Consider the following 26047-nt stretch of genomic DNA (forward strand, 5'->3'; position numbering starts at 1 on the left):
CATGTGCGACGACGGACAGGGGCAGACAGATGCGCAATGAGGGACTGGGATCATGGCCCGCACGCCGGGCCCGCAAGACCCCGCACCGCACCGCCCTGATCCACGGCGACAGCCGTGTCGGTTACGGCGAGCTGTACCTGCGCACCACCCGGCTGGCGCACGCCCTGCGGGCGCTGGGCATCCGCCGCGGCGACCGGATCGCCTATCTGGGCCCCAACCACCCGTCCTACCTGGAGACATTGTTCGCGTCCGGCGTCCTCGGTGCGGTCTTCGTGCCGCTCAACCCCCGCCTCGCCGGGCCCGAAATCGCCTACCAGTTGGGTGACTCGGGCGCCAAGGCCCTGGTGTACGCCCCGACGTCGGCGGGGCTCGTCGCGGGCCTGCCGGGCAACACCGACGTACGGACCTTCGTCGAAGTGGGCGCCCGGTACGAGGAGTTGATCGCCGATGCCTCCGACGAGCCGATCGATCAGCCCGTCACCGCCGACGACACCTGCATCATCATGTACACCTCGGGTACCACGGGCCGTCCCAAGGGCGCGATGCTCACCCACGGCAATCTGATCTGGAACGCCTTCAATGTGCTGGTGGACCAGGACGTGACCGCCGACGAGGTCGCCCTGGTCTCGGCCCCGCTGTTCCACACCGCCGGGCTCAATATGCTCACGCTGCCCGTCCTGTTGAAGGGCGGGACCTGTGTCCTGGTCGAGGCCTTCGACCCGGCCGCGTCCTTCGACCTGATCGCGCGGCACCGGATCACCTTCATGTTCGGGGTGCCGACCATGTTCGACCAGATGGCCCGTCAGCCGGACTGGGCGGACGCCGATCTGTCGAGTCTGCGCATGCTGTCCTGTGGCGGATCACCGGTGCCGACCCCGCTGATCGAGACCTACCAGGCCAGGGGCCTGACCTTCCTCCAGGGCTACGGCATGACCGAGGCCTCGCCCGGCGTACTCTTCCTGGACGCCGAGCACGCCGTGAGCAAGGCCGGGTCGGCGGGCGTGCCGCACTTCTTCAGCGATGTACGGGTCGTACGGCCCGACTTCACGCCGGTCGACCTCGGGGAGACGGGCGAAGTGGTCGTCCGCGGCCCGCACGTCATGCCCGGGTACTGGGGCCTGCCCGACGAGACGGCCGCCGTCTTCGCCGACGGCTGGTTCCGCAGCGGGGACGCCGCCCGGATCGACGAGGACGGCTATGTCTTCATCGTCGACCGCATCAAGGACATGATCATCTCCGGCGGCGAGAACATCTACCCCGCCGAGATCGAGGACCTGCTCCTCGCCCACCCCGACATCGTCGAATGCGCGGTCATCGGCGTCGCCGACGACAAGTGGGGCGAGGTGCCGCGCGCCGTCGTCGTCGCCCGCGAGGGGGTCGACCTGGACCCCGACGCCGTCCTCGCGTCGCTCGCCGGACGCCTCGCCAAGTACAAGATCCCGAAGTCGGTCGTCGTCGCCGACGAACTCCCGCGCACCGCCTCCGGAAAGCTCCTCAAGTCCCGTGTCCGTACGCGGTACGGCACCACCAACTCGTAAGCAGGGAAGCGCATATGAGCATCACCGTGAACGGCCTCGACGAACTCAAGAAGCTCGCGGGCAGCGACCTCGGCACCAGCGAGTGGATCGAGATCACCCAGGAACGCATCAACACCTTCGCCGACGCCACCGGCGACCACCAGTGGATCCACGTCGACCCCGAGAAGGCCGCGGAGGGCCCCTTCGGCGCACCCATCGCGCACGGCTATCTGACCCTCTCCCTCTTCATCCCGCTCTTCACCGCTCTGCTGGAGGTCGAGGGCGTGTCGACGAAGGTCAACTACGGCCTGAACAAGGTGCGTTTCCCCTCGCCGGTGAAGGTCGGCTCGCGGATCCGTCTGGTCGCGAGGCTGGCCTCGGTCGAGGATGTGCCCGGCGGGGTGCAGATCGCCGTCGACGGCACGATAGAGATCGACGGCGGCGGGAAGCCCGCCGCCGTCCTGCAGAGCCTGTCGCGTTTCTACGCCTGAGGGTTGCGCCCGACGGTCCTACCCCTGGCGGTACGAGTACACGGTCGTCGCCACCGCGCAGGCTCCGGGCGAGATCACCTCGGCCCGGAGCGTGCCGCGCACGGCGTCGTAGTCCACGCCCTCGGTCTCGTACGTCCCGTCCGTGCACAGGCTGCGCTGCGGCAGGGCGAAGAGGCTGGTGACATGGCCCGTGATCGGCTGACCGTCCAGCTTCCGGTCCAGGTCGACCTGGAGCAGCGGCCGGTCCTCGGGGAAGAGCGTGCGCGAGCCGTCGTCCGAGGCGCACAGCAGCCGGGTGGAGTTCACGAAGTCGCAGCCCTGGATGTCGCGGACCGGCTTGTCGAGGGTGATCTGCCAGACCTCGGGCAGGGCACCGCCCGTGCGCGGGGTCGACGGATTGAGCAGAGGAGCGGGGAAGACCTGGAGGCGGTTCTGCTCGCCCCACTCGCCCGACACCAGCCACTGCCCGTCGGGCGACACGGTGGCGAAGGAGTTGTTCAGCTTCTCGCCCGGGTCGAGCTGGTGGACGTACTCGTAGCGCTTCCCGGCGGGTGTGGTGACGGCGAACATCTTCGACGGCGCCGTGTCCGGTCCCTGATAGGCGTCGAACACATAGCCCTGCGCGATGTCCGGGTCGCCCACGTGGTTCCAGCCCTTGATCCGCAGGTCGAGGGGGATGGAGGCGAGCCCGCGGTACAGCAGTGAGCCGTCCGCGCGGCTCGCCAGCCCCTGACCGCCGCTCAGCGAGTCGACGTACGCCGTGCCGGTCTGGGTCCAGTGGAGCTCACCGGCGACGGCGGACGACGTACTCATACCGACTGTGAAGGCACCTAACAGGGAGGCCAGAGCGAGAAACTGACGCTTCATCAAACACCTGCCACATCGACGAAGACCGGGTTGGCATAGAACCACGTATCGACCCACGGGTCACCGTTGCCGGGCACATGCGGAATCGGGCCGTGCGGGTCGATCGAGGCGCCGAGATACCCGGCACCATTGCGATGGCCGTCGCTGCCGCGCAGCCGGACGTAGAAGGACTCGTCACCGGCGACCAGCGGGATGCGCAGGGTGTACGTCCCCTTCCGGCCGCTCACGTCCCGCGTGTGGACGACCCTGGTGTCGGGCGCCCGCCAGTCGTCGCGGTCGGCCGCCGGGCCGCGCACCGCGCCGCGGATCACGTCGACATGCGCCAACTCGGGCAGGATGCCATGGGGGTTGGGGCGCGAGGCGGTCGTCACGGTGACGCTCAGCGTGAGCTTCTCGCCCTTGCGGACGCGCAGCCGGCCGCCCATGGTCACCCCCGGGCCGTGGTCGCAGTCCCGCTTCAGCCGGACGTCAAGACCGTCGAGCAGATGGCCGTGGTCCAGCCAGACCCGGCCCGCGCGCAGGCCCGCCATCACCGCGCGGTAGCCGTAGCGGGTCACGCCCACATGTGTGCGGCTGAACTGGCCGGGCCAGAAGTCGCCGCCCGGCTGCTGCGTGTCGGTGTTCACCGGGTCGGGGATGTGCCCGGTGTTGTCGAAGTTCTGCCCGGGCGCCCAGTCGCCGTTCTTCCAGGTGTCGAAGACGACCCGGTGCACATCGGAGTTGGTGGTGATCGTGAAGAGCCGCCCCTCGGCGAGCATCGCGTCCCACATGCCGCCGACGGTCGCCGTCATCCAGTCGAAGCCGCCGTACAGGACGTACGCGTCCTCGGGGTACCCGGCGAAGGAGTTCTCGGACGGCTTGTTGACGTACTCGCCGCGCTGTTGGCCCGAGCCGACCCAGCCGGGGATGCCGCCGCCCTGGGCGCCGGGCGCGCCCTCCATGCCGATCATGATCTCGGGGGCCGCGTCCCGCCAGTTCCGCATCTCGTGCGGGGAGTCGATGCCCAGGCGCAGCGGGTGGTTGGCGAGGACGAGGACGTCGTCGACGTATCCGGTGCGGCGCTGTGCGGCGAGCCACTGGATGGCCTTGACCGCGTGCGCCTCGTTGCGGGCCGTGTCGGGGTTCGTCGGGGAGCCCGCCGTGTAGCCCAACAGTTTCCCGTCGTAGGCGAGTTCGAACTGGGTGAGCAGGTCCACCTCGTGCGGGCCGGGAGCGGCGAAGACGGTGGCGTGCTCGGCGGCCGGGATGTACCACTCCAGGCCCTGGAAGATCAGCTGGCGCGGGTTCTCGGCGCGCGCCTTGACGATCTCCTGGTGCTCCAGCTGCGCGCCGTAGTTGGCGTGCCCGAAGTTGGAGTGCTCGTTGAAGACCATCCAGTCGAGCCCGTACTGGGCGCTCGCCCGGGCGAGTTGGGAGAACGTGTACTTCGCGTCGTGGCTGTAGACGGAGTGGATGTGGTGGTCGCCCACGAGGTAGGCGAGGCGCGGATCGTTGCCGCCGTAGCGTCCGGAAGAGGCCGCGGCGGGTGTCGCGAGCGAGCCCACCGCGAAGGCCGCCCCGAACAGGCCCGCACGGCGCAGCAGCCCGCGCCGCGACATGCCCTGCGGGTCCAGCGCGGCGGGGGAGACGGACGGATCGGCCCAGGCGGGCAGTTGCTGCTCGGTCATGGTCGTCTGGTCCCTCGGGTCAGTGATTCATGAACGACGTGACGGGAAGGGCGCGTTCGACGATCCGGACGTCGCCGAGCCGGCCGTGCAGAATCTGGTCGACCTTCCCCGCGTACTCGTAACCGCCGAGCAGCCACGGCAGGCCGAGGGAGGTGAGCCCGACGGCGGAGGCGTGCGGATTGCGGGCGACCGGGCAGCCCTGGACGTACATCGTGGTGTGCGAGCCGTCATTGACGACGGCGACGTGCCACCACTGCTCCCGGGCCGTCTCGTCACCCCAGTTGGTGGCGATGCCCTGCTGGTTGAGCGGCCGGACCGCCCACTGCGGGCCGGGCCCGTCGGACAGGGAGAGCGTGGCGAGCGGCTCGTCCGGGTCGTCCGCGGTCTTGCCCGCACCGCCACCGGTACCGGTACGGCTGATCAGCGAGGCCCAGGCGTTGTGCGAGGCGTCCCAGTCGGCGGGCAGCTGGTAGAAGGCCTCGATGGTGTAACCGCGCAAGAAGGTCGCCGAGTTGAGGGGCGCGCCGTCGACCGTGCGCAGATACGCTCCCTTGAGGGGAGGCTTGCCGCCCTGGAAGGTGAGGCTGCCGTGGCCCGGCTGGTCCGGGTGGTGGGCCGGCGAAAAGGTGAGGGCGCCGTCGGCGACCTTGACCACGGTCAGGTCGTTCCCGTGCCCGGACAGATCGCGGAGCGTGCCCTCGGCCGCCGCGCCGTCGTCGTGTCCGTCGAAGCGCCAGTACGCGACCGTGCCCCGGACGAGCATCTGTGCGGCGGGCCGCGACGGCCGGGCGGGCACCGGTGCGAAGCCCGAGAAGCGCTCCTCGAAGTCGAGCGCGACGGAGAACCGGTCGGCGTCGCCGCTGAGCTCGATCTCCTGCCGCTCCAGCTCGTTGAGACCCTTGGCCGCCCGGCCCAGGATCCACGGCGAGATCGTCTCGACGTCGATCGTGTTCCGGTCGAGGTCGAAGCGGTAGAGGCGGATCATCGCCGCGCCGCCGTAGTAACGGTTCTGATAGTTCGTCAGGTGCAGATGTACGTCGTTCCCGGCCGCGTTCTTGCGGGTGGCGCGGGCGGCGGGCCAGTAGTGCCCGTTGAGGGTCAGGAAGATCTGGTCGTGATCGTGGACCAGCTCGTCCCACAGCCGCTGCCCGTACGAGGAGAGGGTGTCGTCCTCGACGACCAGCTCGTGCGTGGTGAGGATGACGGGCGTCTTCGGGTGCTGGGCGATGACCTCCTTCGCCCACGTGTACCCCTTCGCCGACAGCCGCCAGTCCAGCGCGAGGACGAGCCATTGCCGGCCGGCCGCCGTGAAGAGGTGGAAGGTGTTGTAGCCGTCGGGCGAGGCGCCGCCGAAGGTCCGCTTGCGCGCGAAGCGCTGCGGCCCGAAGACGTCGAGGTAGGGAGTCGCGCCGCGCTGGTCGTCCGTGGACGACCTGACGTCGTGGTTGCCCGCGAGCACGCTGTAGCCCACACCGCGCCGGTCGAGCAGCTCGAACGCCTTGCCCGCGGCGTCGAATTCGGCCTGCGCGCCGTTCTCGGTCAGGTCGCCCAGATGCGAGAGGAAGACGATGTTCTCGTCCTTGCCGTGCTCCAGGAGGTAGCGGAGCGACGCCTCGATCGGCGCGGGGTTGATGCTCGGGCCGTCGAAGAGGTACTGGGTGTCGGGCATGACGGCGAGGGTGAAGCGGCGGCTCTCGGGGTCGGGCCGCCAGCTCGCGTCAGAGTTTGCCGCCTGCGCCTGCGCCTGGGCGGCCGCGGGCAGCGCGACGGTCGTGGCCGCCGCGCCGATCAGCGCCGTGGCCCGCAGGAAGTTGCGTCTTCCGGCGTCGGCCTGGCCGGCTTGGGCGGCGGCCTCGTCGGCCTGCGTCCGGGCATGCGAAGTACACACATCTGCTCCATAGAAGAGGCATCGAAGAGGTGGGGTGCGAGCGAGGTCAGAGCACGGAGGTCACAGCACGCGCAGCGTCCAGGACCAGTGGTGGGTACCGGTCCCGACGAGGTACTCGGGCGAGGTGTCGGGCCCGCACGAGGCGGTGCCCAGGCCCCGGTGCGCGGCGTCGATGTGCACGACGCAGCCGGGCCGCGGCACCAGCTCGTCGTGGTGGGCGGCGGCGGCCAGGTCCTTGGCCCGGTACCGGGTCACGGACACCTGGCGGGGTTCGTCCAGCGCGACCGAGAGGCCGGTGGCGTCGGGCGCCGACAGCGTGAACTGCCGTACGCCGTACCGCCCGCCGCTCTCCTGCGGACGCAGATACGGGGTGAACAGCTCGTCCACGGGCAGGCAGTGGTGGCCGACGGGCGCGCCGGCGCAGCGGTCCGGGTACGACTCCCAGGGGCCCGGCCCGTACCACTCCAGGACATCGAGCCCCGTGACGGTCTCGAAGACCGAGCCCACCCGCGCCACGTCGTCGAGGCCGTCCGGCAGCTCGGCCGTCTCCTCGACCAGCACACCACCCTCGACGCGCGTGAACACCTGCTCGTGGCGCACAGTGCCCGCCCAGGTGTCGTACTCGGCGAGCACGGTGACGTGCTCCTTTTCGCGGCGTACGGCGACGACCTTGCGTACGAGCGTGTCGAGACCCCAGGCGCGCCAGCGCGCCGCGACGCCGCCCAGTTCGTCGTTGTCGGTCGGGGTCCGCCACAGCGAGAGCACGGGGGCGGCGGTGAGGAGCGGATGGACGAGGAGCCCTTCGTCGTCGACCTCCGCGACAGGGCCGTCGGCCGTCATCTCCGCCATCGGATCGGCCGCCCGCAGCTGGACCTGAGGCAGGCACACCTCGGTGCCTCGCGGCGCCCAGGCCTCGTCGTCCGCCGTCGTCACGCGCAGCGTCAGCCAGGCCTCGCCGCCGTCCTCCGGCAGGTCGAGGGGAAGCGGCAGGGAGGCGGTCGCGCCCGGTCGTACGGCGGGCAGCTCGGCCGGAACCGTCAGGATGTCGCCGTCCGCGAGGGACAGCTCCCACTCGGCGGCCAGCCACTCCAGCCCCCGGAAGTGCTGGTGGTTGCCGAGCACCAGCTCGCCGGCGGAGTACTCCAGCCGCACCGGCGCCGCGATCTCCCGGTGCTCGTACATCACCGGCTTCGGGGTCCGGTCGGGAAAGACGACCCCGTCGGCGATGAACGCGCCGTCGTGGATCGCCTCGCCGAAGTCGCCGCCGTACGCCCAGCGGTGGCCCGGCGCCGCGACACCGTTGTCATACAGCCCGGCGCCACCGCGCCCGGCCGGTCTTCCGTCGTTCACGCGTTGCAGAATGCCGTGGTCCCAGAACTCCCAGATGAAACCGCCCTGAAGCCCCGGGGTTGACTCGATGGCGGCCCAGTGGTCCGCGAGCGTGCCATTGCTGTTGCCCATGGCGTGCGAGTACTCGCACTGGATGAGCGGCTTGGTCTGCTCGCCGGACAGGGCGTGGGCGACACAGTCCTCGATGGGCGCGTACATGGGGCAGGCGATGTCGGACGCGACGGTCGGGTCGGCCCAGTCGAGCTTGGCCGCGCCCTCGTACTGCAGCGGTCTGGTCGGGTCGTGGCGGCGCAGCCACCCCGCGGCGGCGTCGTGGTTGGCGCCGTAGTCGGACTCGTTGCCGAGCGACCAGATGATGACGCAAGGGTGGTTCTTGTCGCGGAGGACCATGCGCGCGACGCGGTCCACGAAGGCACTCGTGTAGCGCGGGTCGTCGGCGATCTCGTGCGCGTGATCGTGCGCCTCGATGTTCGCCTCGTCGACGACGTAGAAGCCGAGCTCGTCGGCCAGGTCGAGGAGCGTCGGGTCGTTCGGGTAGTGGGCGGTGCGGATCGCGTTGAATCCGAAGCGCTTCAGCAGCTCCAGGTCCGCGCGCATGTCCTGCCGCGACACCGTCCGCCCCGTCAACGGATGGAAGTCGTGCCGGTTGACGCCGTGGAGGTAGACCCGCTCGCCGTTGAGGAGCAGGTCCCGGCCGCGGATCTCGACCTCGCGGAAGCCCACGCGGTGGTGCGAGGCATCGGCGACCGAGCCATCGACGCGGTGCAGCCGTACGGTCAGGCCGTACAGCTCGGGAGTCTCCGCCGTCCAGGCGCGCACGTCGCGGACGACCGTGCCGAGGCGCGCCTCGCCGAGGAAGTCGGAGACCCGGCCGTCCTCGGCGTTGAACCGGTCGAACTCCGCGTCCTGGGCGAGGAGCTGACCGTCCAGCTCCCCGGTGACGTACCAGCCCTCGGGCAGGGCTCCGGAAGCCTGCCGCACCTGGCAGTCCACCCGCAGCTCGCCGTCGAGCCGCGTCCGCACGGTCACGTCGGCCAGATACAGCGGATCGGTGGCGTACAGCAGCACCGACCGCGTGATGCCGCCGTGCCACCACTGGTCCTGGTCCTCGATGTGCGAGGCGTCCGACCACTTCACCACGGTGAGCCGCACGGTGGCGCGCTGTCCGGGCCGTACGACCTGCGAGAGATCGAACTCCGCCGCGAGGTGCGAGTCCTTGGAGATACCGACCGGCCGCCCGTCGACATGGACCAGCAGGACGCTCTCGGCGGCACCGACCTGGAGGACGATCCGGCGATCGGCCCACTCGGCGGGGACGTCCACGTCACGCTCGTACACGCCCGTCGGGTTGGCGGCGGGCGACGCGGGCGGGAACTCGCCCCACGGCATGCGGAAATTGGTGTACTGCGGCAGGTCTTCGGTGCCTTGCACGGTCCAGGCGCCGGGGACGTACAAAGAGGACCAGTCGGGTCCGGGCCGAGCCGTGGGTGTCGACAGCAGCTGGAAGCGCCAGTCCCCGTCCAGAGACAGCGCGCCGGTCCGCCGGTCCACGGCGTTCATCGGCAACCGCCCCCAGGAGGTCACCTCAGGTGCCTCCCAGGGGCGCAGGGCGATCAGGGGATCGGCGGGCAGTGGCCCGCGGATCGACGGATCGGTCATCAGCGGATGGCCCCCTTGCCGAGGTCGCCGATGATCTGCTTGGCGCCGATCGCGAAGACGATCAGCAGGGGGATGAGGGCCAGCAGCGCGCCCGTCATGACCATCCCGTAGTCGGTGGTGCCGTGGACGCCGTTGAGCTGGGACAGGGCGACCTGGAGGGTCACGTTGTCCGGGTTGGTGAGGGCGATCAGGGGCCAGGCGTAGTCGTTCCACTGGCCCATGAAGGTGAAGATGCCGAGGAAGGCGAGGCCGGGCCGGACGACCGGGAGCGCCACGTGCCAGTACTGGCGCAGGAATCCGGCGCCGTCGAGCTTGGAGGCGTCGAGGAGTTCGTCGTGGATGGCGCTCTTCATGTACTGGCGCATCCAGAAGATGCCGAACGCGTTGGCCGCCGCCGGGACGATCAGCGCGGTCATGGAGCCGATCCAGCCCAGCTTCGCCATGATCACGAACTGCGGGATGGCCTGGAGCTGGGCCGGGACCATGAAGATCGCCATCATCAGCGCGAAGAGCACCCGGCGGCCGGGGAAGTGGAACTTGGCGAAGACGAAGGCCGCGAGGGAGTCGAAGAACAGGACCAGGACCGTCACCGTGCCCGCCACGAGCAGCGAGTTGAACATCGACCCGAAGAAGTCGACGTTGTCGAAGAGATGGCGGACGTTCTCGAAGAAGTGCGAGCCGGGCAGCAGCTTCGGCGGGTAGGAGAAGATCTCGGTCGACGAGTGGGTCGACATGATCACGGCCCAGTAGAACGGGAAGACCGAGAGCAGCAGCCCGACGATCAGGACCAGGTGGAGCGCGATGCCCCGCTGCCGTGAACCCTTGATGGATGCCATGGTGGCGGGCTCCTATTCTTCGCCCCGGCGCTGCACCAGGCGCCAGTTGATGATCGAGAAGAGGACGACGACGAGGAAGATGCCCCAGGCCACGGCGGCGCCGTAGCCGAAGTCGTTGTTGTCGAAGGTCTGCTGGAAGAAGTAGAGGACCATCGTCTGACCCGCGTGGCCGGGGCCGCCCGCGAACGACGAGTTGTTGTCCGTGGTCTGGAGCAGCACTTGGGGTTCGGAGAAGCTCTGCAGTCCGGTGACGGTGGAGATGACCAGCACGAAGAGCACGACCGGGCGCATCATCGGCAGCGTGATCCGGAAGAAGGTCTGCACGGGCCCGGCGCCGTCCATCCGCGCGGCCTCGTACAGCTCGCTCGGGATCGTCTGCAGACCGGCGAGGAAGATGATCGCGTTGTAGCCGGTCCACTGCCAGGTCATCAGCGTCGCGATGGCGACCTTGATGCCCCAGGGGGTGTTCAACCAGGCCACCTGGTCGAGACCGACCGCCTGCAACAGGGCGTTCATCAGGCCGAAGTTGGTGGAGAAGACCGAGCCGAAGATGATCGCGACGGCCACGATCGAGGTGACGTTCGGCAGGAAGAAGGCGAAGCGGTAGACGTTCTTGAATCGGACCGCCGAGTTGAGCATCACGGCCGTGACCATCGCCAGGAAGAGCATCGGGAAGGTGGCCAGCGCCCAGATGACGATCGTGTTCCCGATCGCGCTCCAGAACTGACTGTCCGACAGCAGATAGCGGTACTGCGACAGGCCCGCGAACTCCATCGAGCCGAGCCCGTCCCAGCGGTGGAAGGACAGATAGAGCGAGAAGCCGACCGGGATCAGCCCGAAGGCGAGGAAGAGCAGATAGAAGGGGGAGATCGCGGCGTACAGCCGCCAGTAGCTCAGGATGCCCTTCTTGGCATGGAGGACGGGGGTGGCGGCCACGGCCGCCGGGGGCGTCTCGACCACAGGTGCGGTAGCCATGTCAGTAACTCACCCCCAGGTGGTCCGCGATGCGCCGGCACTTGCTCATGGCGTCCCTCCAGGCCTGCTTCTCGTCCTTGCCGAGGACGGAGAAGTTCCGCAGCTCGTCGTCGATCGGGGTCTTGAGCGCGACGTCGTACGGGCTGTTGTAGGCGACCGGGATCTTCTCCGCCGCCGGTCCGAAGACGTCCATGGTGATCTGGTTGCCGAAGAACGCGTCGGGTTCGCGCAGCTTCTTCATGCGGTACGACGCCGGAGTCGACGGGAAGAGCACCGAGTCGACGAAGCCCTGGGCCTGGTTGCTCGCGTCGAGCATCCAGGTGATCATCTCGAAGGCCTGCTCCGGATCCCGGCAGGCCTTGGTGATCGACAGGAACGAGCCACCGATGTTCGAAGGGCCGCCCGGACAGCTCGCCACCCGCCACTTGCCCTTGGTCTTCGGTGTGTTGAGCTTGATGTCTCCGGCCGCCCAGGAGGCGTTCAGCTGGCTGGGCAGCAGACCCCGCTCGGTCGCCGATATGTTGTCCGGCGTCCCGTTGACGATCTTCGAGACCAGGCCGCGCCGGGTGGCCTCGACGGCACGGTCCCAGGCCGTGCGCACATGCTCCTGGTCGCCGATGAAGTGCCGGTCCTTGTCGACGAAGCGCTTCGTCGTCTGGTTGATCGAGATGCCGTAGATGCTGAGGGCGTCGGTGAGGATGAAGGCGCCGGGGACGCGCTTCTTGAGCTGCTCACCGGCCGCCATGAACTGCTCCCAGGTGGCCAGCTCCTTGGAGACGTCCTCGGGCTCGTAGGGCAGTCCGGCCTTCTCGAAGGCGGCCGGCTGGTAGTAGTGGGCGACCGGGCCGCAGTCGATCGGGAAGCCCACCATCGAGCCGTCCTCGGCGATGCCCTCGTCCCACTTCCAGGGCAGGTACTGGTCCTTGAGCTTCTCGGCGCCGAGCGTGCGCAGGTCCACGAACTGGTCGGAGTTCGGCAGGTACGAGGCCATGTCCTCGCCCTTGAGCCCGGCGATGTCCGGGATGTGGGCGCGTCCGGTCATGGTGGTCATCAGCTTCGAGCGGTAGTAGCCGCCGATCTGGATGGCCTGCAGGTCCACCGAGCTGTCGTAGCGGGTCCTGGCGTCCTGGACGACCTTCGGGCTCAGCCCGCCGCTCCAGTACCACATGACCATGTTCCGGCCGGTGGAACCGGTCGGAACGGCACAGCCGGTCGCCAGGCCGCCGAGCGCCGTGGCGGCCGTACCGGCCAGGCCCGCGCGCAGCAGGCCTCTTCGTGAGAGCCGCACAGCTCCCACCGCCTTTCGGATCTTTGATTTCGGGGGGTGCGGATCATTGGGGGGTGACGGGTGCGTAGCGGACCGGCGGCCCCGGGTCGGCCGGGATCCGGTCGGCCAGGAAGCCGTACGCGCGCCGCAGTTCGGGGTCGTCGAGGGAGTGCCACCAGCGGTGCACGCCGTACCAGCCGGGCGCGGCGAGCGCACCTCCGTGCCGCTGTACGGAGAGGCCGGCGGCAAGGACTGCGAAGCGCAGACGTTCCTCAAGTGGCCAGCCGCCGAGCGAGGCGGCGACGAAGCTCGCGCCGAAGACGTCCCCGGCGCCCGTCGCGTCCAGGACATCGATGTCCAGGGCGGGTACTTCGGCGTACTCGCCCGTCGTCTGGTCCACGGCCACCGCGCCGTCGCCGCCGCGTGTGACCACGGCCACCGGCACCAGTTCGCTGAGGGTGCCGAGCGCCGCCACCGCGGTGTCCGTGCGCGTGTACGCCATCGCCTCGGCCTCGTTGGGGAGGAAGGCGTGGCACAGGGAGAGCTGGTCGAGCAGGTCGGTGGACCACTGCTGGGTGGGGTCCCAGCCGACATCGGCGTAGATCTGCGTGCCGTTCGCGGCCGCCTTGGCGAGCCAGGCGCGTGGTTCGGCCTCGATGTGCACGAGGGCGGTGCGCGCCTCGGGCGGGTCGCCCATCAGCGCGTCCTGCGAGTACGGGGGTTCCTGGCCGTGGGTGACCAGCGCGCGGTCGTGGACGGGAGTCCCCCCTGCTCGAGCCGAGCCGAGAGCTTGGGGGAGCGCGAGCGAGACGGTGACCGGGGTGTGCCAGCCGTCCGCGGTGCGGGAGAGGGAGAGGTCGATGCCCTCCTGGTCGGCGAGGACTTCACGGCAGTACGCGCCGTAGTGGTCGTCGCCGAAGACCGTGGCCAGGGAGGTGCGCAGGCCGAAACGGGAGGCTGCCACGGCCAGGTTGGCGATACCGCCGGGGCTCACGCCCATGCCCTCGGTCCAGATCTCCTCACCCGGCGTCGGCGGCTTGCCGAGTCCGGTGAGGACGAGGTCGTAGAAGAGCAGCCCGGTCAGCAGGACATCGGGCCGTTCGTCGCCCACGGGCCCATCCTCTCGTCAAAAGTCTGCAAGCGGTGCACAGGATCGTGCGCGCCCCGCAGGGATTTGGCAAGAGTCGAGCAGAACTGAGCATGGAAATGATTGAAGATGACGAGTACTGTTCACAGCGTGCTGGCAGAGCGACGACATCAACTCATCCTGCGGGCCCTGCGCTCCGGCGGTCCCGCGGCCGTGACCGATCTCTCCGAACAACTGGGTGTGAGCCCGGCCACGGTCCGCCGTGACCTGTTGAAACTGGAGGAGGAGGGACTGCTGACGCGGGTGCACGGCGGCGCGGTCGTGGACGAGGGCGACCAGCCCTTCGCCGAGGTCGCCGAGGTGCGCGTGCCCGAGAAGGACGCCATAGCCGCGAAGGCCGCCTCACTGATCGAGGACGGTCAGTCCGTCCTCCTCGACATCGGCACCACCGCGTACCGGCTGGCCCGGCAGCTGCACGGCCGCCGGATCACCGTGATCACCAGCAACCTGGTGGTCTACGAGGAACTCGTGGACGACGAGGGCATAGAGCTGGTGCTGCTCGGCGGGATGGTCCGCCGCGAGTACCGCTCCCTGGTCGGCTTCCTCACCGAGGACAATCTGCGTCAACTGCACGCCGACTGGCTCTTCCTCGGCACCAGCGGGATCCGGCCGGGCGGCCAGGTGATGGACACGACGGTCGTCGAGGTGCCGGTCAAGCGCGCCATGATCAAGGCCGGCGAGCGGGTGGTTCTGCTCGCCGACCGGGCGAAGTTCCCGGGGACGGGGATGGCGAAGGTCTGCGGCCCCGAGGATCTGGACGTGGTGGTGACGAACGCGCCGGTGGACGCGGCGACGCGGGCTTCCTTGGAAGAAGCGGGCGTGCAGGTGGTCGTGGCGTGATCCCTCGCCGCGTGTCCTGCGTCGATGCACGAACTGCAAAGGTGGTAATTGCGTGAGGCTGACCATTCTGGGCGGCGGCGGATTCCGTGTCCCGCTCGTGTACGGGGCGCTCCTCGGGGACCGCGCCGAGGGCCGCGTCACCCAGGTCGTGCTGCACGACCTGGACGCGGGACGGCTCAACGCCGTGGCCCGCGTCCTCGCCGAGCAGGCGGCCGGCGTGCCTGACGCGCCCGAGGTGACCGTCACCACCGACCTCGACGAGGCCCTGCGCGGCGCCGACTTCGTCTTCTCCGCGATCCGCGTCGGCGGCCTCGAAGGGCGCGCGGCGGACGAGCGGGTCGCCCTGGACCAGGGCGTCCTCGGCCAGGAGACGGTCGGCGCGGGCGGCATCGCGTACGGCCTGCGCACGGTGCCCGTCGCCGTCGACATCGCGCAGCGGGTGGCCCGCCTCGCCCCCGACGCCTGGGTCATCAACTTCACCAACCCCGCGGGCCTGGTCACGGAGGCCATGTCCCGGCATCTCGGCGACCGAGTGATCGGCATCTGCGACTCGCCGGTCGGCCTCGGCCGCCGTATCGCCAAAGTCCTCGGCGCGAACCCGCGCGAGGCGTGGATCGACTACGTAGGCCTCAACCACCTCGGCTGGGTACGAGGGCTGCGCGTCGCGGGCCGCGACGAACTCCCGCGGCTGCTCGCCGACCCGGAGCTGCTCGGCTCGTTCGAGGAGGGCAAGCTCTTCGGCCCCGAGTGGCTCCAGTCCCTGGGCGCCGTCCCGAACGAATACCTGCACTACTACTACTTCAACCGCGAAGCCGTCCGCGCCTACCAGGAGGCGGAGAAGACGCGCGGCGCCTTCCTGCGCGACCAGCAAGCCCGGTTCTACGACGAGATGAAGCGCCCGGACGCGGCCGCGCTGACCGCCTGGGACCGGACCCGCGCGGAGCGCGAGGCCACGTACATGTCCGAGAACCGGGAGACGGCCGGCGCGGGCGAACGCGACGCCGACGACCTCTCCGGCGGCTACGAGAAAGTGGCGCTCGCCCTGATGCGGGCCATCGCCCGCGACGAGCGCACCACCCTCATCCTCAACGTCCGCAATCGCGGCACCCTCTCCGTCCTCGACACGGAAGCCGTCATCGAGGTGCCCTGCCTCGTCGACGCCAACGGCGCGCACCCCGTCGCCGTCGACCCGCTGCCCGACCACGCCACCGGGCTGGTGTGCGCGGTCAAGGCGGTGGAGCGCGAGGTGCTGTCCGCGGCCGAGTCGGGCTCGCGCACCACCGCGGTGAAGGCCTTCGCCCTGCACCCGCTCGTGGACTCGGTCAACGTGGCACGCAGACTGGTCGACGGCTACACCTCGGTCCACCCAGGCTTGGCGTACCTTAAGTAAGCGCTTTCCACCTTCCTGGAGACTTCTTATGCACGACGAACGCCGCCGGATCGAAGAGCGCGTACAGCGCATCCACGACCAGCGCATCAAGCCCGCGATATACGCCGCGTCCACACCCTTCGAGGTCGAGGCCTGGCAGGCCCCCGGCGAGCCCGTCCCGTACGAGGAGGCCGCGGCCGCCTCGTACCAGCCCTTCGCGATGGACACCCCATGGGGTCCGCCGTGGGGGACCACCTGGTTCCGGATGCGCGGACAGGTCCCTGCCGAGTGGGCCGGGAAGCGCGTCGAGGCCGTCATCGACCTGGGCTTCGTCGGCGACTGGCCGGGCAACCAGGCCGAGGCCCTCGTCCACCTCACGGACGGGACACCGCTGAAGGCGGTCAACCCGCTCAACCAGTACGTGCCGATCGGCAATCCGGTGGTGGGAGGAGAATCGGTCGACTACCTCGTCGAGGCGGCCTCCAACCCCGACATCCTCGCCAACGACTTCGCGTACCCGACCCCGCTCGGGGACGTCCGGACCGCCGGCGACAAGCCGCTGTACATCTTCAAGCGGGCCGACATCGCGATCCTCGACGAGGAGGTCTGGCACCTCGAGCTGGACGTGCAGGTGCTGCGCGAGCTGATGCTCGAACTCGGCGAGCACGACCCGCGCCGCCACGAGATCATGCACACCCTGGACCGCGCGCTCGACGCGCTGGACCTCGACGACATCTCCGGCAGCGCGGCGGCCGTCCGCGAGGTCCTCGCCCCGGCCCTGGCCAAGCCCGCGCATGCCAGCGCCCACCAGATCTCCGGCGTGGGCCACGCCCACATCGACTCCGCCTGGCTGTGGCCGATCCGCGAGACCAAGCGCAAGACGTCCCGCACCTTCTCCAACGTCACATCGCTCGCCGACGAGTACGAGGAGTTCGTCTTCGCCTGCTCGCAGGCCCAGCAGTACGAGTGGGTGCGCGACAACTACCCGCAGGTGTGGGCCCGCATCCAGGAGTCCGTGAAGAAGGGGCAGTGGGCGCCGGTCGGCGGCATGTGGGTCGAGGCCGACGGCAACCTGCCCGGCGGCGAGGCGATCGCCCGCCAGCTCATCCACGGCAAGCGGTTCTTCATCGAGCACTTCGGGATCGAGACCAAGGGCGTCTGGCTGCCGGACTCCTTCGGCTACAACGCGGCCTACCCGCAGCTCGCCAAGCTCGCCGGCAACGACTGGTTCCTGACCCAGAAGATCTCCTGGAACCAGACCAACAAGTTCCCGCACCACACCTTCTGGTGGGAGGGCATCGACGGCACGCGCATCTTCACGCACTTCCCGCCGGTCGACACCTACAACGCCCGCTTCAGCGGCGAGGAGATGGCCCGCGCGACGCGCAACTACCAGGAGAAGGGCGCCGCCACGAGATCCCTTGCCCCCTTCGGCTGGGGCGACGGCGGTGGCGGCCCCACCCGCGAGATCATGGAACGGGCGCGCAGGCTGGCCGACCTGGAGGGCTCGCCCAAGGTCGTGGTCGAGCACCCCGACGCGTTCTTCGCGAAGGCCCGGGAGGAGTACCCGGACGCCCCCGTCTGGGTCGGCGAGCTCTACCTGGAACTGCACCGCGCCACGTACACCTCCCAGGCCCGCACCAAGCAGGGCAACCGGCGTAGCGAACACAAGCTCCGCGAGGCCGAGTTGTGGGCGACGACCGCCGCCCTGCACGCACCGGACTACACCTACCCGTACGAGAAGCTCGACCGCCTCTGGAAGACGGTCCTCCTCCACCAGTTCCACGACATCCTGCCGGGTTCGTCGATCGCGTGGGTGCACCGTGAGGCGGAGGCGGAGTACGCACGGGTGGCGGAGGAGCTGGAGGAGCTCACCCAGGAGGCGGTCGCAGCGCTTGCCGCAACCGCTGGTCCCGCGGCAACCGCCGCCGGCGCTGCTACTGCTGTGCCCGGCGCCCATGTCTTCAACACCAGCCCCTGCCGACGTGCCGAGGTGGTCCGCGCACCCGACGGCACCCTGGCCTACGCACAGGTTCCCGCCAACGGCAGTGCCCCTCTCGGCTCCGCCGAGCCCCCTCAGCCCGTGACGATCACGGGCCGCACCCTCGAAAACGGCCTCGTCCGCGTCGAGTTGGCCGAAGACGGAACCCTCGCCTCGGTCCGCGACCTCACAGCGAACCGCGAAGTCCTGGCCGACAAGGGCAACCTGCTGCGCCTGCACACCGACCTGCCCAACTACTGGGACGCCTGGGACGTCGACAAGCACTACAAGAACCGCTACACGGACCTCTTGGACGCCGACTCGATCACGGTCGTCGACCAGGACCCCCTGCTCGGCGCGATCCGCGTGGAGCGGTCGTTCGGCAAGGGCTCGAAGATCGTCCAGACGATCACGGTCCGGGCCGGCAGCCCCCGTATCGACATCGAGACGGAGATCGACTGGCACGAGGCGGAGAAGTTCCTCAAGGCCGCCTTCCCGGTGGACATCAGGGCCCCGCACTCCTCCGCGGAGATCCAGTTCGGCCACGTCCAGCGCCCCACCCACACCAACACGAGCTGGGAGGCGGCCCGCTTCGAGGTGTACGGCCACCGCTGGGTGCACATCGGCGAACCGGGCTACGGCGTCGCGGTCATCAACGACTCGACGTACGGCCACGACGTCTCCCGCACGGTCCGCGAGGACGGCGGTACGACGACGACCGTACGGCTGTCGCTCGTGCGCGCCCCGCGCGTGCCCGACCCCGGGGCCGACCAGGGCAAGCACCGCTTCACGTACTCCCTCCTCCCGGGAGCGAGCATCGAGGACGCGGTGGCGGAGGGCTACGCGCTCAACCTGCCGCTGCGGGTGGCCGATTCCGCCGGTCCTGCCGAGCCCGTCGTCTCCGTCGACGGCGAGGGCGTGACGATCGAGGCGGTCAAGCTCGCCGACGACGCCTCGGGCGATGTCGTCGTACGCCTCTATGAGTCCCGCGGCGGCCGCGCCACCGGCACCCTGCGCACCGGCTTCCCGCTCGCCGGGGCCCAGGTGACCGACCTCCTGGAACGCCCGCTCTCGGATGGGGGCACCGACGGGAACGCGGTCCCGGTCGCGCTGCGCCCCTTCGAAGTGCAGACACTGCGCCTGGCCGTGGAGAAGAAGTGACCGTGCTGCCATGAACGTGACCGCTGTTCCCATGAAGAATTAAGGAAGCGGTAAGAGGCCTGGTCACGGCGGGTGCGCCACCCGCCGTGACCACGGCACGTTCCCTGCTCGACACCTGGAGTTCTCCCTTCCCCCCTGTGATGCGGGGGAGACGAGAGAGAAGAGAGGTGCCACCGTGCGAGACCCGCGTATGGCCGCGATCGGCAAGGGGCTGAGGCGCAGGGGGAAGCTGATGGCCGAGGCGGTGCGCCCGCCGCGGCGGATCCTGGACGCCGTGCCGTCGCCCCGGAGTCCCGGGACTCCCGACGGGGGGTCGTACGTCGCCCCGCGCGCCCCGCGCCTGGTGGACTCGCCGGTCTTCGTGCTCTCGTCCGTCCGCTCCGGATCGACGTTGCTGCGGGTCCTGCTCAACAGCCACAGCCAGATCCGCGCCCCGCACGAGATGCATCTGCGTACCGTCCACGTCCACTTGTCCCGCGACTTCACCGCGGACGCCATGAAGGCGCTCGAACTGGACAAGGACGAGCTGGAACACGCCCTGTGGGACCGGCTGCTGCACCTCGAACTCACCCGCAGCGGCAAGCGGATCATCGTCGACAAGACCCCGCCGAACACCCTCGTCTGGCCCCGCCTGCACCGATGTTGGCCGAACGCGCGCTACATCGTCCTGCTCCGTCACCCGGGCGCGGTCGTCACCTCGCTGACCAACCGCCGCGCGGACCCCGACCACGAGGCCATCACCGCCGAGGTCCTCGACTACAGCGAGAAGCTGGAAGAGGCCCGCCAGAACCTCGACGCCCACGTGATCACGTACGAAGAGCTCACCGCAGACCCGGAGACGACCACCCGCGGCCTCTGCGACCACCTCGGCGTCCCCTGGGAGAGCGGCATGCTCGACTACGGCACCCAGGACCACGGCACCTTCCGCCCCCAGCTCGGCGACTGGAGCGACACCATCAGGTCGGGCCGTGTGCAGCCCGCCCGCGGAGCCGATCCGGCGGTCGAACTGCCGCCCAGACTGGCTGAGTTGGCGCGTGCGTGGGGGTATCCGGCGGGCTGACCGGTCACTCGCCGAGAAGGGCGGCCTCCGCCCGCGCGAGCGTCGTGGGGTGGCCGAACAGTCCGGGCAGACCGCCGGTGTGCAGGAAGACGGTGCGTTGCCCCGCGGTGACGTCGCCGTCCTTGACGGCCGCGACCAGTCCCGCCATGGCACGCCCGGTGTAGATCGGGTCGAGGACGATGCCCTCGGCGCGCGCGGCCAGCGTCAGGGCGCTCATCACCGGTTCGCTGAGCGTGCCGTATCCCTCTCCGACCTGGTCGAGCCCGATCCGCAGCGCCTGTGGTGCGCAGGGCCTGCCGGTCAGTTCGGAGGTCAGGTCGGACACCGTCCGGGCGGGGTCGGCGACGGCGCCGCAGTGCACGCCGAGGACGCGTGCGGTGCCGAGCTCGGCGACGAGTCCGGCCATGGTGCCGCCCGAGCCGAGCGCGACGACGACGGTCGCCACGTCGGGTGCCTGGACCAGGAGTTCGCGCGCGCACTCGACGTAGCCGCGGGCGCCGAGCGCGCTGGAACCTCCGAAGGGGATCAGCGCCGGGACCTCGCCCCGCCGCCGCAGCTCCTCGACCACCTGCCGTGCCCGGGGCTCCAATGCTTCGCCGTCGCCCGCCCAGACGACGGTGGCGCCGAAGAGCCCGTCGAGCGCGAGGTTGCCGGAGGCCGACGATCCGGCCGTCCCGGCGAGCACGAGGACGACACGGAGCCCCAGCCGGGCGCCCGCCGCCGCGGTCAGCCGCGCGTGGTTGCTCTGCGGCGCGCCGGTGGTCACCAGGGTGGTGGCGCCCTCCGCCAGGGCCGCCCCGCACGTCCACTCCAGCTTGCGGATCTTGTTGCCGCCGCCGCCCAGTCCGGTGAGGTCGTCGCGCTTCACCCATAGGTCGCCCGCACCGAGACCCAGTGCGCGGGCCAGCCGGGGAGCGGGTTCGAGCGGGGTGGGCCAGCTGCCCAGGCGGGCGCGCGGCGGGGTGTTCTCGTCGGAAGGCGTCGTCGTCACCTCGTGAGTATGACCGCCGCGGCCTTGGCGGCGGACGGGGTGGTGCGGTGGGCCGTCCGGAAGTCCCGGACGGCCCACCGCACCCTCGCGCCGTCAGCCGTACCTCAGCCCGTGAAGCCGGCCGTGATGGACGTGAACTGCCAGTTGTTCTGGCTGATCCCGGAGCAGTTGCTCACCACGCCGCCGCCGGGGCAGGGCCGGTCGCGGTTGACCGCCCAGTAGGCGAGCCGGGCGATGTGATGGGAGTTCGCCCAGTCGCGGATCTGGGTCCAGATCGCCGGGGTGGTGTTCTCCTGCTGGTCGGACAGACCGTTCATGCCGGAGATGCCGATGTGGGAGTAGGCCGTCGCGTCGTCCCACCCGAAGGTCGACTTCAGCTTGGCCTTGAGCCCCTCGGTGGCATTGACGGTGTTGCCGTACATGTCGGAGCCGCCGCCGAAGTCGAACGGCATGATCGTGAAGACGTCGATGTTGGCGTTCAGCGACTGCGCCTGCTCGATGAGCCGGTTGCCGTAGTAGGTCGGGCCGGTCGTCGAGGTGCCGAAGGTGACGATGGTCTTCAGGCCGGGGTTGTTGGCCTTGACGGTCTTCAGCGCGGTCAGGATCTTCGCCTGGACGGCCTCGTTCTCGAACTCGTCCGTGTTCTCGATGTCCATGTCGATCGCCTTGAGGCCGTAGGCGTCGATCACCTTCTGCAGCGCACCGGCGAGAGCGCTCGCCGACGAGCAGTTGGCGCCGAGCTTGCTGCCCTGCCAGCCGCCGAACGACGGGACGATGTCACCGCCCGCGGAACGGATCTGGTTGATCACGGTCTGGTCGTTGCCGCCGGTGAGCGGCCGGGCGCTGTCCCACATCGGGTTGCAGCCGCCGCCGTCCAGCATGAACGCCATCGTGTACCACTTGATCCCGGTCGAGCTCATCACCGAGGTCGCGCTCGGCGGATCACCCCAGCCGAGGTAGAGGTAGGGCGCCGCCTGCTTGAAGCCGGTGCCGCCGCCACCGCCCGCGTTCGTCGTGACGCTCACGGAGTTGGAGGCCGCCGAGGTGTTCCCGGCCGCGTCCCGCGCCTTGACGGTGAACGTGTAGGCGGTGCTCGGCGAGAGCCCGCTGACCGTGGCGCTCGTGCCCGACACGCTGAGCACCTGGTTCGAGCCGCTGTAGATGTCGTAGGCACTCACGCCGACGTTGTCGCTCGACGCGCCCCACGACAGCGACACGCTCGAGGAGGTCTTGCCGGTGGAGGTCAGGTTCGTCGGAGCCGTCGGTGCCTGGGTGTCGGAGCCACCGCCGCCGCCCGGACCGTCCAGGCTGATGTCGTCGGCGTAGTAGGTGCCCTGCGCGTACCAGCCGTGGACATAGATCTTGGCGCTGGTCTGCGAGGCGCCGGTCGTGAAGGACACGGTGAGCTGGCTGTACGCCGACGGGGACGTCGTCCAGGTCGAGGCACCGCCGTCCACGCCCAGGTACACATAGCTGCCGCGCACCCAGCCGGAGAGGCTGTACGTCGTGTTCGGCTGGACCGAGACGGTCTGGCTGCACTGGGCGTTGTCACTCGAACTCGCCGCCCCCGCGAGGGCCTTGGAGCCGCCGTGCACGGGGCTGGAGACGACCGAGCCCAGGTTCCCGGTGCAGGTCCAGGGGGAGAGGCTGCCCGACTCGAAGCCGGGGTTGGTCAGGATGTTGGCCGCTTGGGCCGTACCGGGGAGGGCGACCGCCCCGGCCAGGGCCAGGGCGGCGGTGCCGAGCAGAGCGAAGAAGCGATGTCTGGAACGTCTGAAGTGTGTGATGCGCACGCGATCTCCCTGCGGAAATGGGGGTGTTCGGGAGTGCTGAGAGGTGCGCAACCAAGTTGGTATGGACCAATCTCGCTGTCAAGGGACTGGGCGAGAATTGGTCCAGACCGGTAGTGGGGGTGGGCCTAGGCGGGGGCGATCGCGGCGCCGGCCGTGGCGGTGGCGGCGGAGGTGCTTTCCGCCGCGGGGGCGGGTGTCGCGGCGGGGGACGGTGACGGTTCCACTGCCGGGGAGGGCACGGCCGGCAGCGGGGCCGCGGGCGAGTCGGTCCGCTGCTGCGGCAGCGACACCGCGCGCACCGGACGGGGGCCCGAGACCACCGTGTAGTCCTGCCCGAGGAACGGTGGAACCACCTCGCCCGTCTCCTCGCCGAGCGCCAACTGCACAGCCGCCCAAGGGGCGTTGACCCCGCACTGCGAGAGCTGGTGCAGTCCGCCCGCCGGGCGGGTGTTGACGTCCATGAGGACCGGCTCGTCGCCGTACATGCGGAACTGGATGTTCGTCAGATAGTGCAGTCCGAACGCCTCCGCGAGCAGGCGCGCGGGCTCGATCCACGAAGGATGGAGGGTGAACCCGCGGCGGCGCCCGTTCTTGGTGCGTCCCACCGCCATGCGGACCCGCCCGTCGGGCCCGGTGAGGCAGTCGACGGACACCTCCGGCTCCTCCAGGCGCGGCATCACCAGCCAGTCGACGGGGTGGTCGGCCGCGCGCAGCGCGTCCACGACCAGATCCAGCGGCACGTACGGACTGGGAAATCCATTGAGGTGCATGAGCGAGAAGGGGGCACGCGTGATCACGCGGAAGCCCACCCCGCCCGCCCCCGCCGCCGGCTTGAAGCACGCCTTGTGGCCCGCGGATTCCAGCGCCTCGACCGCCGCGACCAGCTCCTCCTCGGTGCGCACCCGCCACCACGGCGGCACCGGCACGCCCACCGCCTGGACCGCCTCATAGGCGGTGACCTTGTCCTGGAAGACGGCCACGGCCTCGGTGGGCGGAGCCAGCAGTGCCGTACCGACCGCGGCGAACTCGGCGCGCTGCGCCACGACGGCGGCCTGGTACAGCACCGGCACGAACACGTCGATGGAGTGGCGGGCGCAGTGGTCGAGGGCGTACTCGACGTATGCGCGCGGGGACAGTCCCTCGGGCTCCATGGAGGCCACGTCGGCGGCGGCCAGCACGGGGGAGTCGGGGTCGCCGTGGGTGGCATGGATCTCGACCGCGCGATGCTGCGGATTACTTCGCAGCTGATCCATGAAGAACACGTTCTCCGCGTACGTGCGGTTGAGCCAGACGCGTACGCGAGAGCCCATGCAGGCCACCTTTCACGGTTCGCGGGCACGGCGGAGCAGGCCGCGCCCGGCCAGGGGAATGGGAGGAACACCAAGCCGCCGTACGCCAAAGGGAGGTTCCTGGCGGCCGTGTTGGGGCGATCATAGGGGGCGTGGGGCCCCGTGCTGCTACGGGCGTGTTACGGATTTCGGAAGTGCTCGACAAGAGGTCATGGACACCGGGTCGCGGACCGGGGGAGGGCCGGCGGCGGGCCGTTCTTGTCCCGTGGGGGGCGGATGTGTTCTTGTGTTTCCATTCGTCTTCTTCGGGGGTGTCACGGGTGCGGTCGACAGACGGCGGTCACGGGAACCTGCTGGCCATCAGCGATCTGCACATCGGATACGCCGAGAACCGTGCCATCGTCGAGAAGATGCGCCCCCAGTCTGACGACGACTGGCTCCTGGTGGCCGGTGACGTCGGGGAGGTCGTCGCCGACATCCGATGGGCCCTTCAGACGCTCAGCGGCCGTTTCCGCAAGGTGATCTGGGTGCCCGGAAACCACGAGCTGTGGACGCACCCGAAGGACCCCGTGGAGCTGCGGGGGGTCGCCCGCTACGAGCATCTGGTCGCCCTGTGCCGGGAGTTGGGCGTCACGACCCCCGAGGATCCGTATCCGGTCTGGCACGGGCCCGGTGGCCCCGCGGTCGTCGCGCCGCTCTTCCTGCTCTACGACTACTCGTTCCTGCCGCAGGGCTGCCTGACCAAGGACCAGGGGCTGGCCTACGCCCACGAGACCGGAGTGGTCTGCACCGACGAGCACCTGCTCCATCCCGACCCCTACCCGAGCCGCGAGGCCTGGTGCCGGGCCCGGGTCGCCGAGACCGAGCGCAGGCTCGCCGAACTGCCGGACGATCTGCCCACGATCCCGGTCAACCACTACCCGCTGGACCGTCACCCGACGGACATCCTGCGCTACCCCGAGTTCGCGATGTGGTGCGGCACCAGGCTGACCGCCGACTGGCACCGCAGGTTCCGTGTCGAGGCCATGGTCTACGGTCATCTCCACATCCCGCGGACCACCTGGCACGAGGGCGTCCGCTTCGAAGAGGTCTCGGTGGGTTACCCCCGCGAATGGCGCGGCCGACCGGGAACACCGGGCACGCTGCGCCGCATTCTGCCGATGGAGGTCGGAGCCGGTGATGGAGGAGCTGCTCCCGGAGTCGGTCGTGGTCGTGGAGAGCTACGGTGACGACGGGGTGGAGGGCGCGACCCTGTACCCCGAGGAGCAGGCGCTCCTGAGGGGCGCCGTGCAGAAGCGGCGCCGCGAGTTCACCGCCGTGCGCACCTGCGCCCGGCGGGCCATGGAGAAGCTCGGCATGCCCGTGGGGCCCGTCCTGCCGGGCGAACGCGGAGCGCCGCAGTGGCCGTCGGGCCTGATCGGCAGCATGACGCACTGCGACGGCTACAGCGCCGCCGCGCTCGCCCGCGCCACCGATCTGGCCTCCCTCGGCATCGACGCCGAACCCCACCTGGCGCTCCCGGCGGGGGTCCTCGACGTCGTTGCCCTGCCCACGGAGGTGGGCCGGCTCGACCGCCTCGCCGCCGAGACCCCCGACGTGCACTGGGACCGGCTGCTGTTCAGCGCGAAGGAGTCGGTCTACAAGGCGTGGTTCCCGCTCACCAGGAAGTGGCTGGACTTCTCCGAGGCGGACATCGACCTCGTCCAGGGCGCCGGGTCCGCCGGCCCTGCCCTGTCAGGGCGTTTCCACGCCCAACTCCTCGTGCCGGGACCGCTGGTGGACGGCCTGCCGGTCGAGGCGTTCGACGGGCGCTGGACCGTCCAGCGGGGGCTGGTCGCGACGGTGGTCACGGTGCCTCACGCCTGAGCCGGCCCTGGGCCACCGTGCCGCACGTCGGAG

19 protein-coding genes are annotated in these 26047 nt (G+C 70.0%); 8 read left to right on the forward strand and 11 right to left on the reverse strand.

Translation table 11 applies throughout. The annotated features are described in order from the left end of the window. Nucleotides 1-29: 29 nt before the first annotated feature. Nucleotides 30-1538, forward strand: coding sequence for an o-succinylbenzoate--CoA ligase (gene menE / locus AB5J53_RS40110; protein ID WP_369250507.1), 1509 nt, complete (start codon nucleotides 30-32; stop codon nucleotides 1536-1538). A gap of 14 nt (nucleotides 1539-1552) precedes the next feature. Beyond that, on the forward strand, nucleotides 1553-2008 hold the full coding sequence (locus AB5J53_RS40115; protein WP_369250508.1) for a MaoC family dehydratase: 456 nt from the start codon (nucleotides 1553-1555) through the stop codon (nucleotides 2006-2008). 18 nt (nucleotides 2009-2026) lie between these two features. On the opposite strand, the gene AB5J53_RS40120 is transcribed toward AB5J53_RS40115, so the two are convergent. Genes AB5J53_RS40120 through AB5J53_RS40155 form a run of 8 tightly spaced genes read right to left on the reverse strand, consistent with a single transcriptional unit; the run spans nucleotide 2027 to nucleotide 13628 of the window. Then, nucleotides 2027-2875, reverse strand: a complete 849-nt coding sequence (locus AB5J53_RS40120; RefSeq protein ID WP_369250509.1) for a hypothetical protein — start codon at nucleotides 2873-2875, stop codon at nucleotides 2027-2029. Further along, a complete protein-coding gene (locus AB5J53_RS40125) occupies nucleotides 2875-4542 on the reverse strand; it encodes a histidinol-phosphatase (protein WP_369250510.1) in 1668 nt (555 codons plus the stop codon). Before AB5J53_RS40125 ends, AB5J53_RS40120 begins: the two co-directional genes overlap by 1 nt. A 19-nt stretch (nucleotides 4543-4561) precedes the next feature. Further along, nucleotides 4562-6430 carry a LamG-like jellyroll fold domain-containing protein gene (locus tag AB5J53_RS40130; RefSeq protein ID WP_369250511.1) on the reverse strand — a complete coding sequence of 623 codons (1869 nt, stop codon included), beginning with the start codon at nucleotides 6428-6430 and terminating at the stop codon, nucleotides 4562-4564. A 60-nt stretch (nucleotides 6431-6490) separates the two neighbouring features. Continuing rightward, nucleotides 6491-9439, reverse strand: coding sequence for a glycoside hydrolase family 2 TIM barrel-domain containing protein (locus AB5J53_RS40135; protein WP_369250512.1), 2949 nt, complete (start codon nucleotides 9437-9439; stop codon nucleotides 6491-6493). Next, entirely contained in the window at nucleotides 9439-10275 is an 837-nt protein-coding gene (locus AB5J53_RS40140; RefSeq protein WP_369250513.1) for a carbohydrate ABC transporter permease, read from the reverse strand. The genes AB5J53_RS40135 and AB5J53_RS40140 overlap by 1 nt, the downstream gene beginning before the upstream one ends. Before the next feature lie 12 nt (nucleotides 10276-10287). After that, nucleotides 10288-11250: a carbohydrate ABC transporter permease gene (locus tag AB5J53_RS40145; RefSeq protein ID WP_369250514.1), complete on the reverse strand. Its 963-nt coding sequence runs from the start codon at nucleotides 11248-11250 to the stop codon at nucleotides 10288-10290. A 1-nt stretch (nucleotide 11251) separates the two neighbouring features. Continuing rightward, the gene (locus AB5J53_RS40150) at nucleotides 11252-12538 is read right to left on the reverse strand and encodes an ABC transporter substrate-binding protein (RefSeq protein ID WP_369250515.1); all 1287 of its coding nucleotides are present in this window, start codon (nucleotides 12536-12538) and stop codon (nucleotides 11252-11254) included. A 43-nt stretch (nucleotides 12539-12581) separates the two neighbouring features. Beyond that, complete coding sequence (locus AB5J53_RS40155) at nucleotides 12582-13628, reverse strand: carbohydrate kinase family protein (RefSeq protein ID WP_369250516.1); 1047 nt, start codon at nucleotides 13626-13628, stop codon at nucleotides 12582-12584. Nucleotides 13629-13754: 126 nt separating this feature from the next. Between AB5J53_RS40155 and AB5J53_RS40160 the strand changes: the two genes are divergently transcribed. The 4 genes from AB5J53_RS40160 (at nucleotide 13755) to AB5J53_RS40175 (ending at nucleotide 20075) form a co-directional block, all read left to right on the forward strand. Beyond that, nucleotides 13755-14504 (forward strand): DeoR/GlpR family DNA-binding transcription regulator, encoded by a 750-nt coding sequence (locus tag AB5J53_RS40160; protein WP_369252769.1) that lies wholly within the window; start codon nucleotides 13755-13757, stop codon nucleotides 14502-14504. Nucleotides 14505-14556: 52 nt separating this feature from the next. Continuing rightward, nucleotides 14557-15894, forward strand: coding sequence for a 6-phospho-beta-glucosidase (locus AB5J53_RS40165; protein WP_369250517.1), 1338 nt, complete (start codon nucleotides 14557-14559; stop codon nucleotides 15892-15894). Between the two features lie 28 nt (nucleotides 15895-15922). Next, nucleotides 15923-19015 (forward strand): alpha-mannosidase, encoded by a 3093-nt coding sequence (locus AB5J53_RS40170; protein WP_369250518.1) that lies wholly within the window; start codon nucleotides 15923-15925, stop codon nucleotides 19013-19015. A 175-nt stretch (nucleotides 19016-19190) separates the two neighbouring features. Then, complete coding sequence (locus AB5J53_RS40175) at nucleotides 19191-20075, forward strand: sulfotransferase (protein WP_369250519.1); 885 nt, start codon at nucleotides 19191-19193, stop codon at nucleotides 20073-20075. A gap of 4 nt (nucleotides 20076-20079) precedes the next feature. Here AB5J53_RS40175 and AB5J53_RS40180 read toward each other — a convergent pair whose 3' ends face one another. The 3 genes from AB5J53_RS40180 to AB5J53_RS40190 form a co-directional block, all read right to left on the reverse strand. Beyond that, complete coding sequence (locus tag AB5J53_RS40180; protein WP_369250520.1) at nucleotides 20080-21066, reverse strand: D-cysteine desulfhydrase family protein; 987 nt, start codon at nucleotides 21064-21066, stop codon at nucleotides 20080-20082. A 104-nt stretch (nucleotides 21067-21170) separates the two neighbouring features. Then, complete coding sequence (locus tag AB5J53_RS40185; RefSeq protein ID WP_369250521.1) at nucleotides 21171-22859, reverse strand: carbohydrate binding domain-containing protein; 1689 nt, start codon at nucleotides 22857-22859, stop codon at nucleotides 21171-21173. A gap of 125 nt (nucleotides 22860-22984) precedes the next feature. Continuing rightward, nucleotides 22985-24169 carry an ATP-grasp domain-containing protein gene (locus AB5J53_RS40190; protein WP_369250522.1) on the reverse strand — a complete coding sequence of 395 codons (1185 nt, stop codon included), beginning with the start codon at nucleotides 24167-24169 and terminating at the stop codon, nucleotides 22985-22987. A gap of 299 nt (nucleotides 24170-24468) precedes the next feature. Here AB5J53_RS40190 and AB5J53_RS40195 point away from each other — a divergent pair, with 299 nt between their 5' ends. Together AB5J53_RS40195 and AB5J53_RS40200 are read left to right on the forward strand one after the other, a co-directional pair. Further along, on the forward strand, nucleotides 24469-25377 hold the full coding sequence (locus tag AB5J53_RS40195; RefSeq protein ID WP_369250523.1) for a metallophosphoesterase: 909 nt from the start codon (nucleotides 24469-24471) through the stop codon (nucleotides 25375-25377). Beyond that, nucleotides 25325-26014 (forward strand): 4'-phosphopantetheinyl transferase, encoded by a 690-nt coding sequence (locus tag AB5J53_RS40200; protein ID WP_369250524.1) that lies wholly within the window; start codon nucleotides 25325-25327, stop codon nucleotides 26012-26014. Before AB5J53_RS40195 ends, AB5J53_RS40200 begins: the two co-directional genes overlap by 53 nt. Nucleotides 26015-26047: the final 33 nt, after the last annotated feature.

The sequence above is a fragment of the Streptomyces sp. R41 genome, from assembly GCF_041053055.1.
Classification (GTDB): Bacteria; Actinomycetota; Actinomycetes; order Streptomycetales; family Streptomycetaceae; genus Streptomyces.

What these genes read in the sequence shown, in the direction of transcription:
- menE (WP_369250507.1), top strand. Translation starts at nt 30, where the DNA reads ATGCGCAATGAGGGACTGGGATCATGGCCCGCACGCCGGGCCCGCAAG.
- AB5J53_RS40115 (WP_369250508.1), top strand. Translation starts at nt 1,553, where the DNA reads ATGAGCATCACCGTGAACGGCCTCGACGAACTCAAGAAGCTCGCGGGC.
- AB5J53_RS40120 (WP_369250509.1), bottom strand. Translation starts at nt 2,875, where the DNA reads ATGAAGCGTCAGTTTCTCGCTCTGGCCTCCCTGTTAGGTGCCTTCACA.
- AB5J53_RS40125 (WP_369250510.1), bottom strand. Translation starts at nt 4,542, where the DNA reads ATGACCGAGCAGCAACTGCCCGCCTGGGCCGATCCGTCCGTCTCCCCC.
- AB5J53_RS40135 (WP_369250512.1), bottom strand. Translation starts at nt 9,439, where the DNA reads ATGACCGATCCGTCGATCCGCGGGCCACTGCCCGCCGATCCCCTGATC.
- AB5J53_RS40140 (WP_369250513.1), bottom strand. Translation starts at nt 10,275, where the DNA reads ATGGCATCCATCAAGGGTTCACGGCAGCGGGGCATCGCGCTCCACCTG.
- AB5J53_RS40145 (WP_369250514.1), bottom strand. Translation starts at nt 11,250, where the DNA reads ATGGCTACCGCACCTGTGGTCGAGACGCCCCCGGCGGCCGTGGCCGCC.
- AB5J53_RS40170 (WP_369250518.1), top strand. Translation starts at nt 15,923, where the DNA reads ATGCACGACGAACGCCGCCGGATCGAAGAGCGCGTACAGCGCATCCAC.
- AB5J53_RS40190 (WP_369250522.1), bottom strand. Translation starts at nt 24,169, where the DNA reads ATGGGCTCTCGCGTACGCGTCTGGCTCAACCGCACGTACGCGGAGAAC.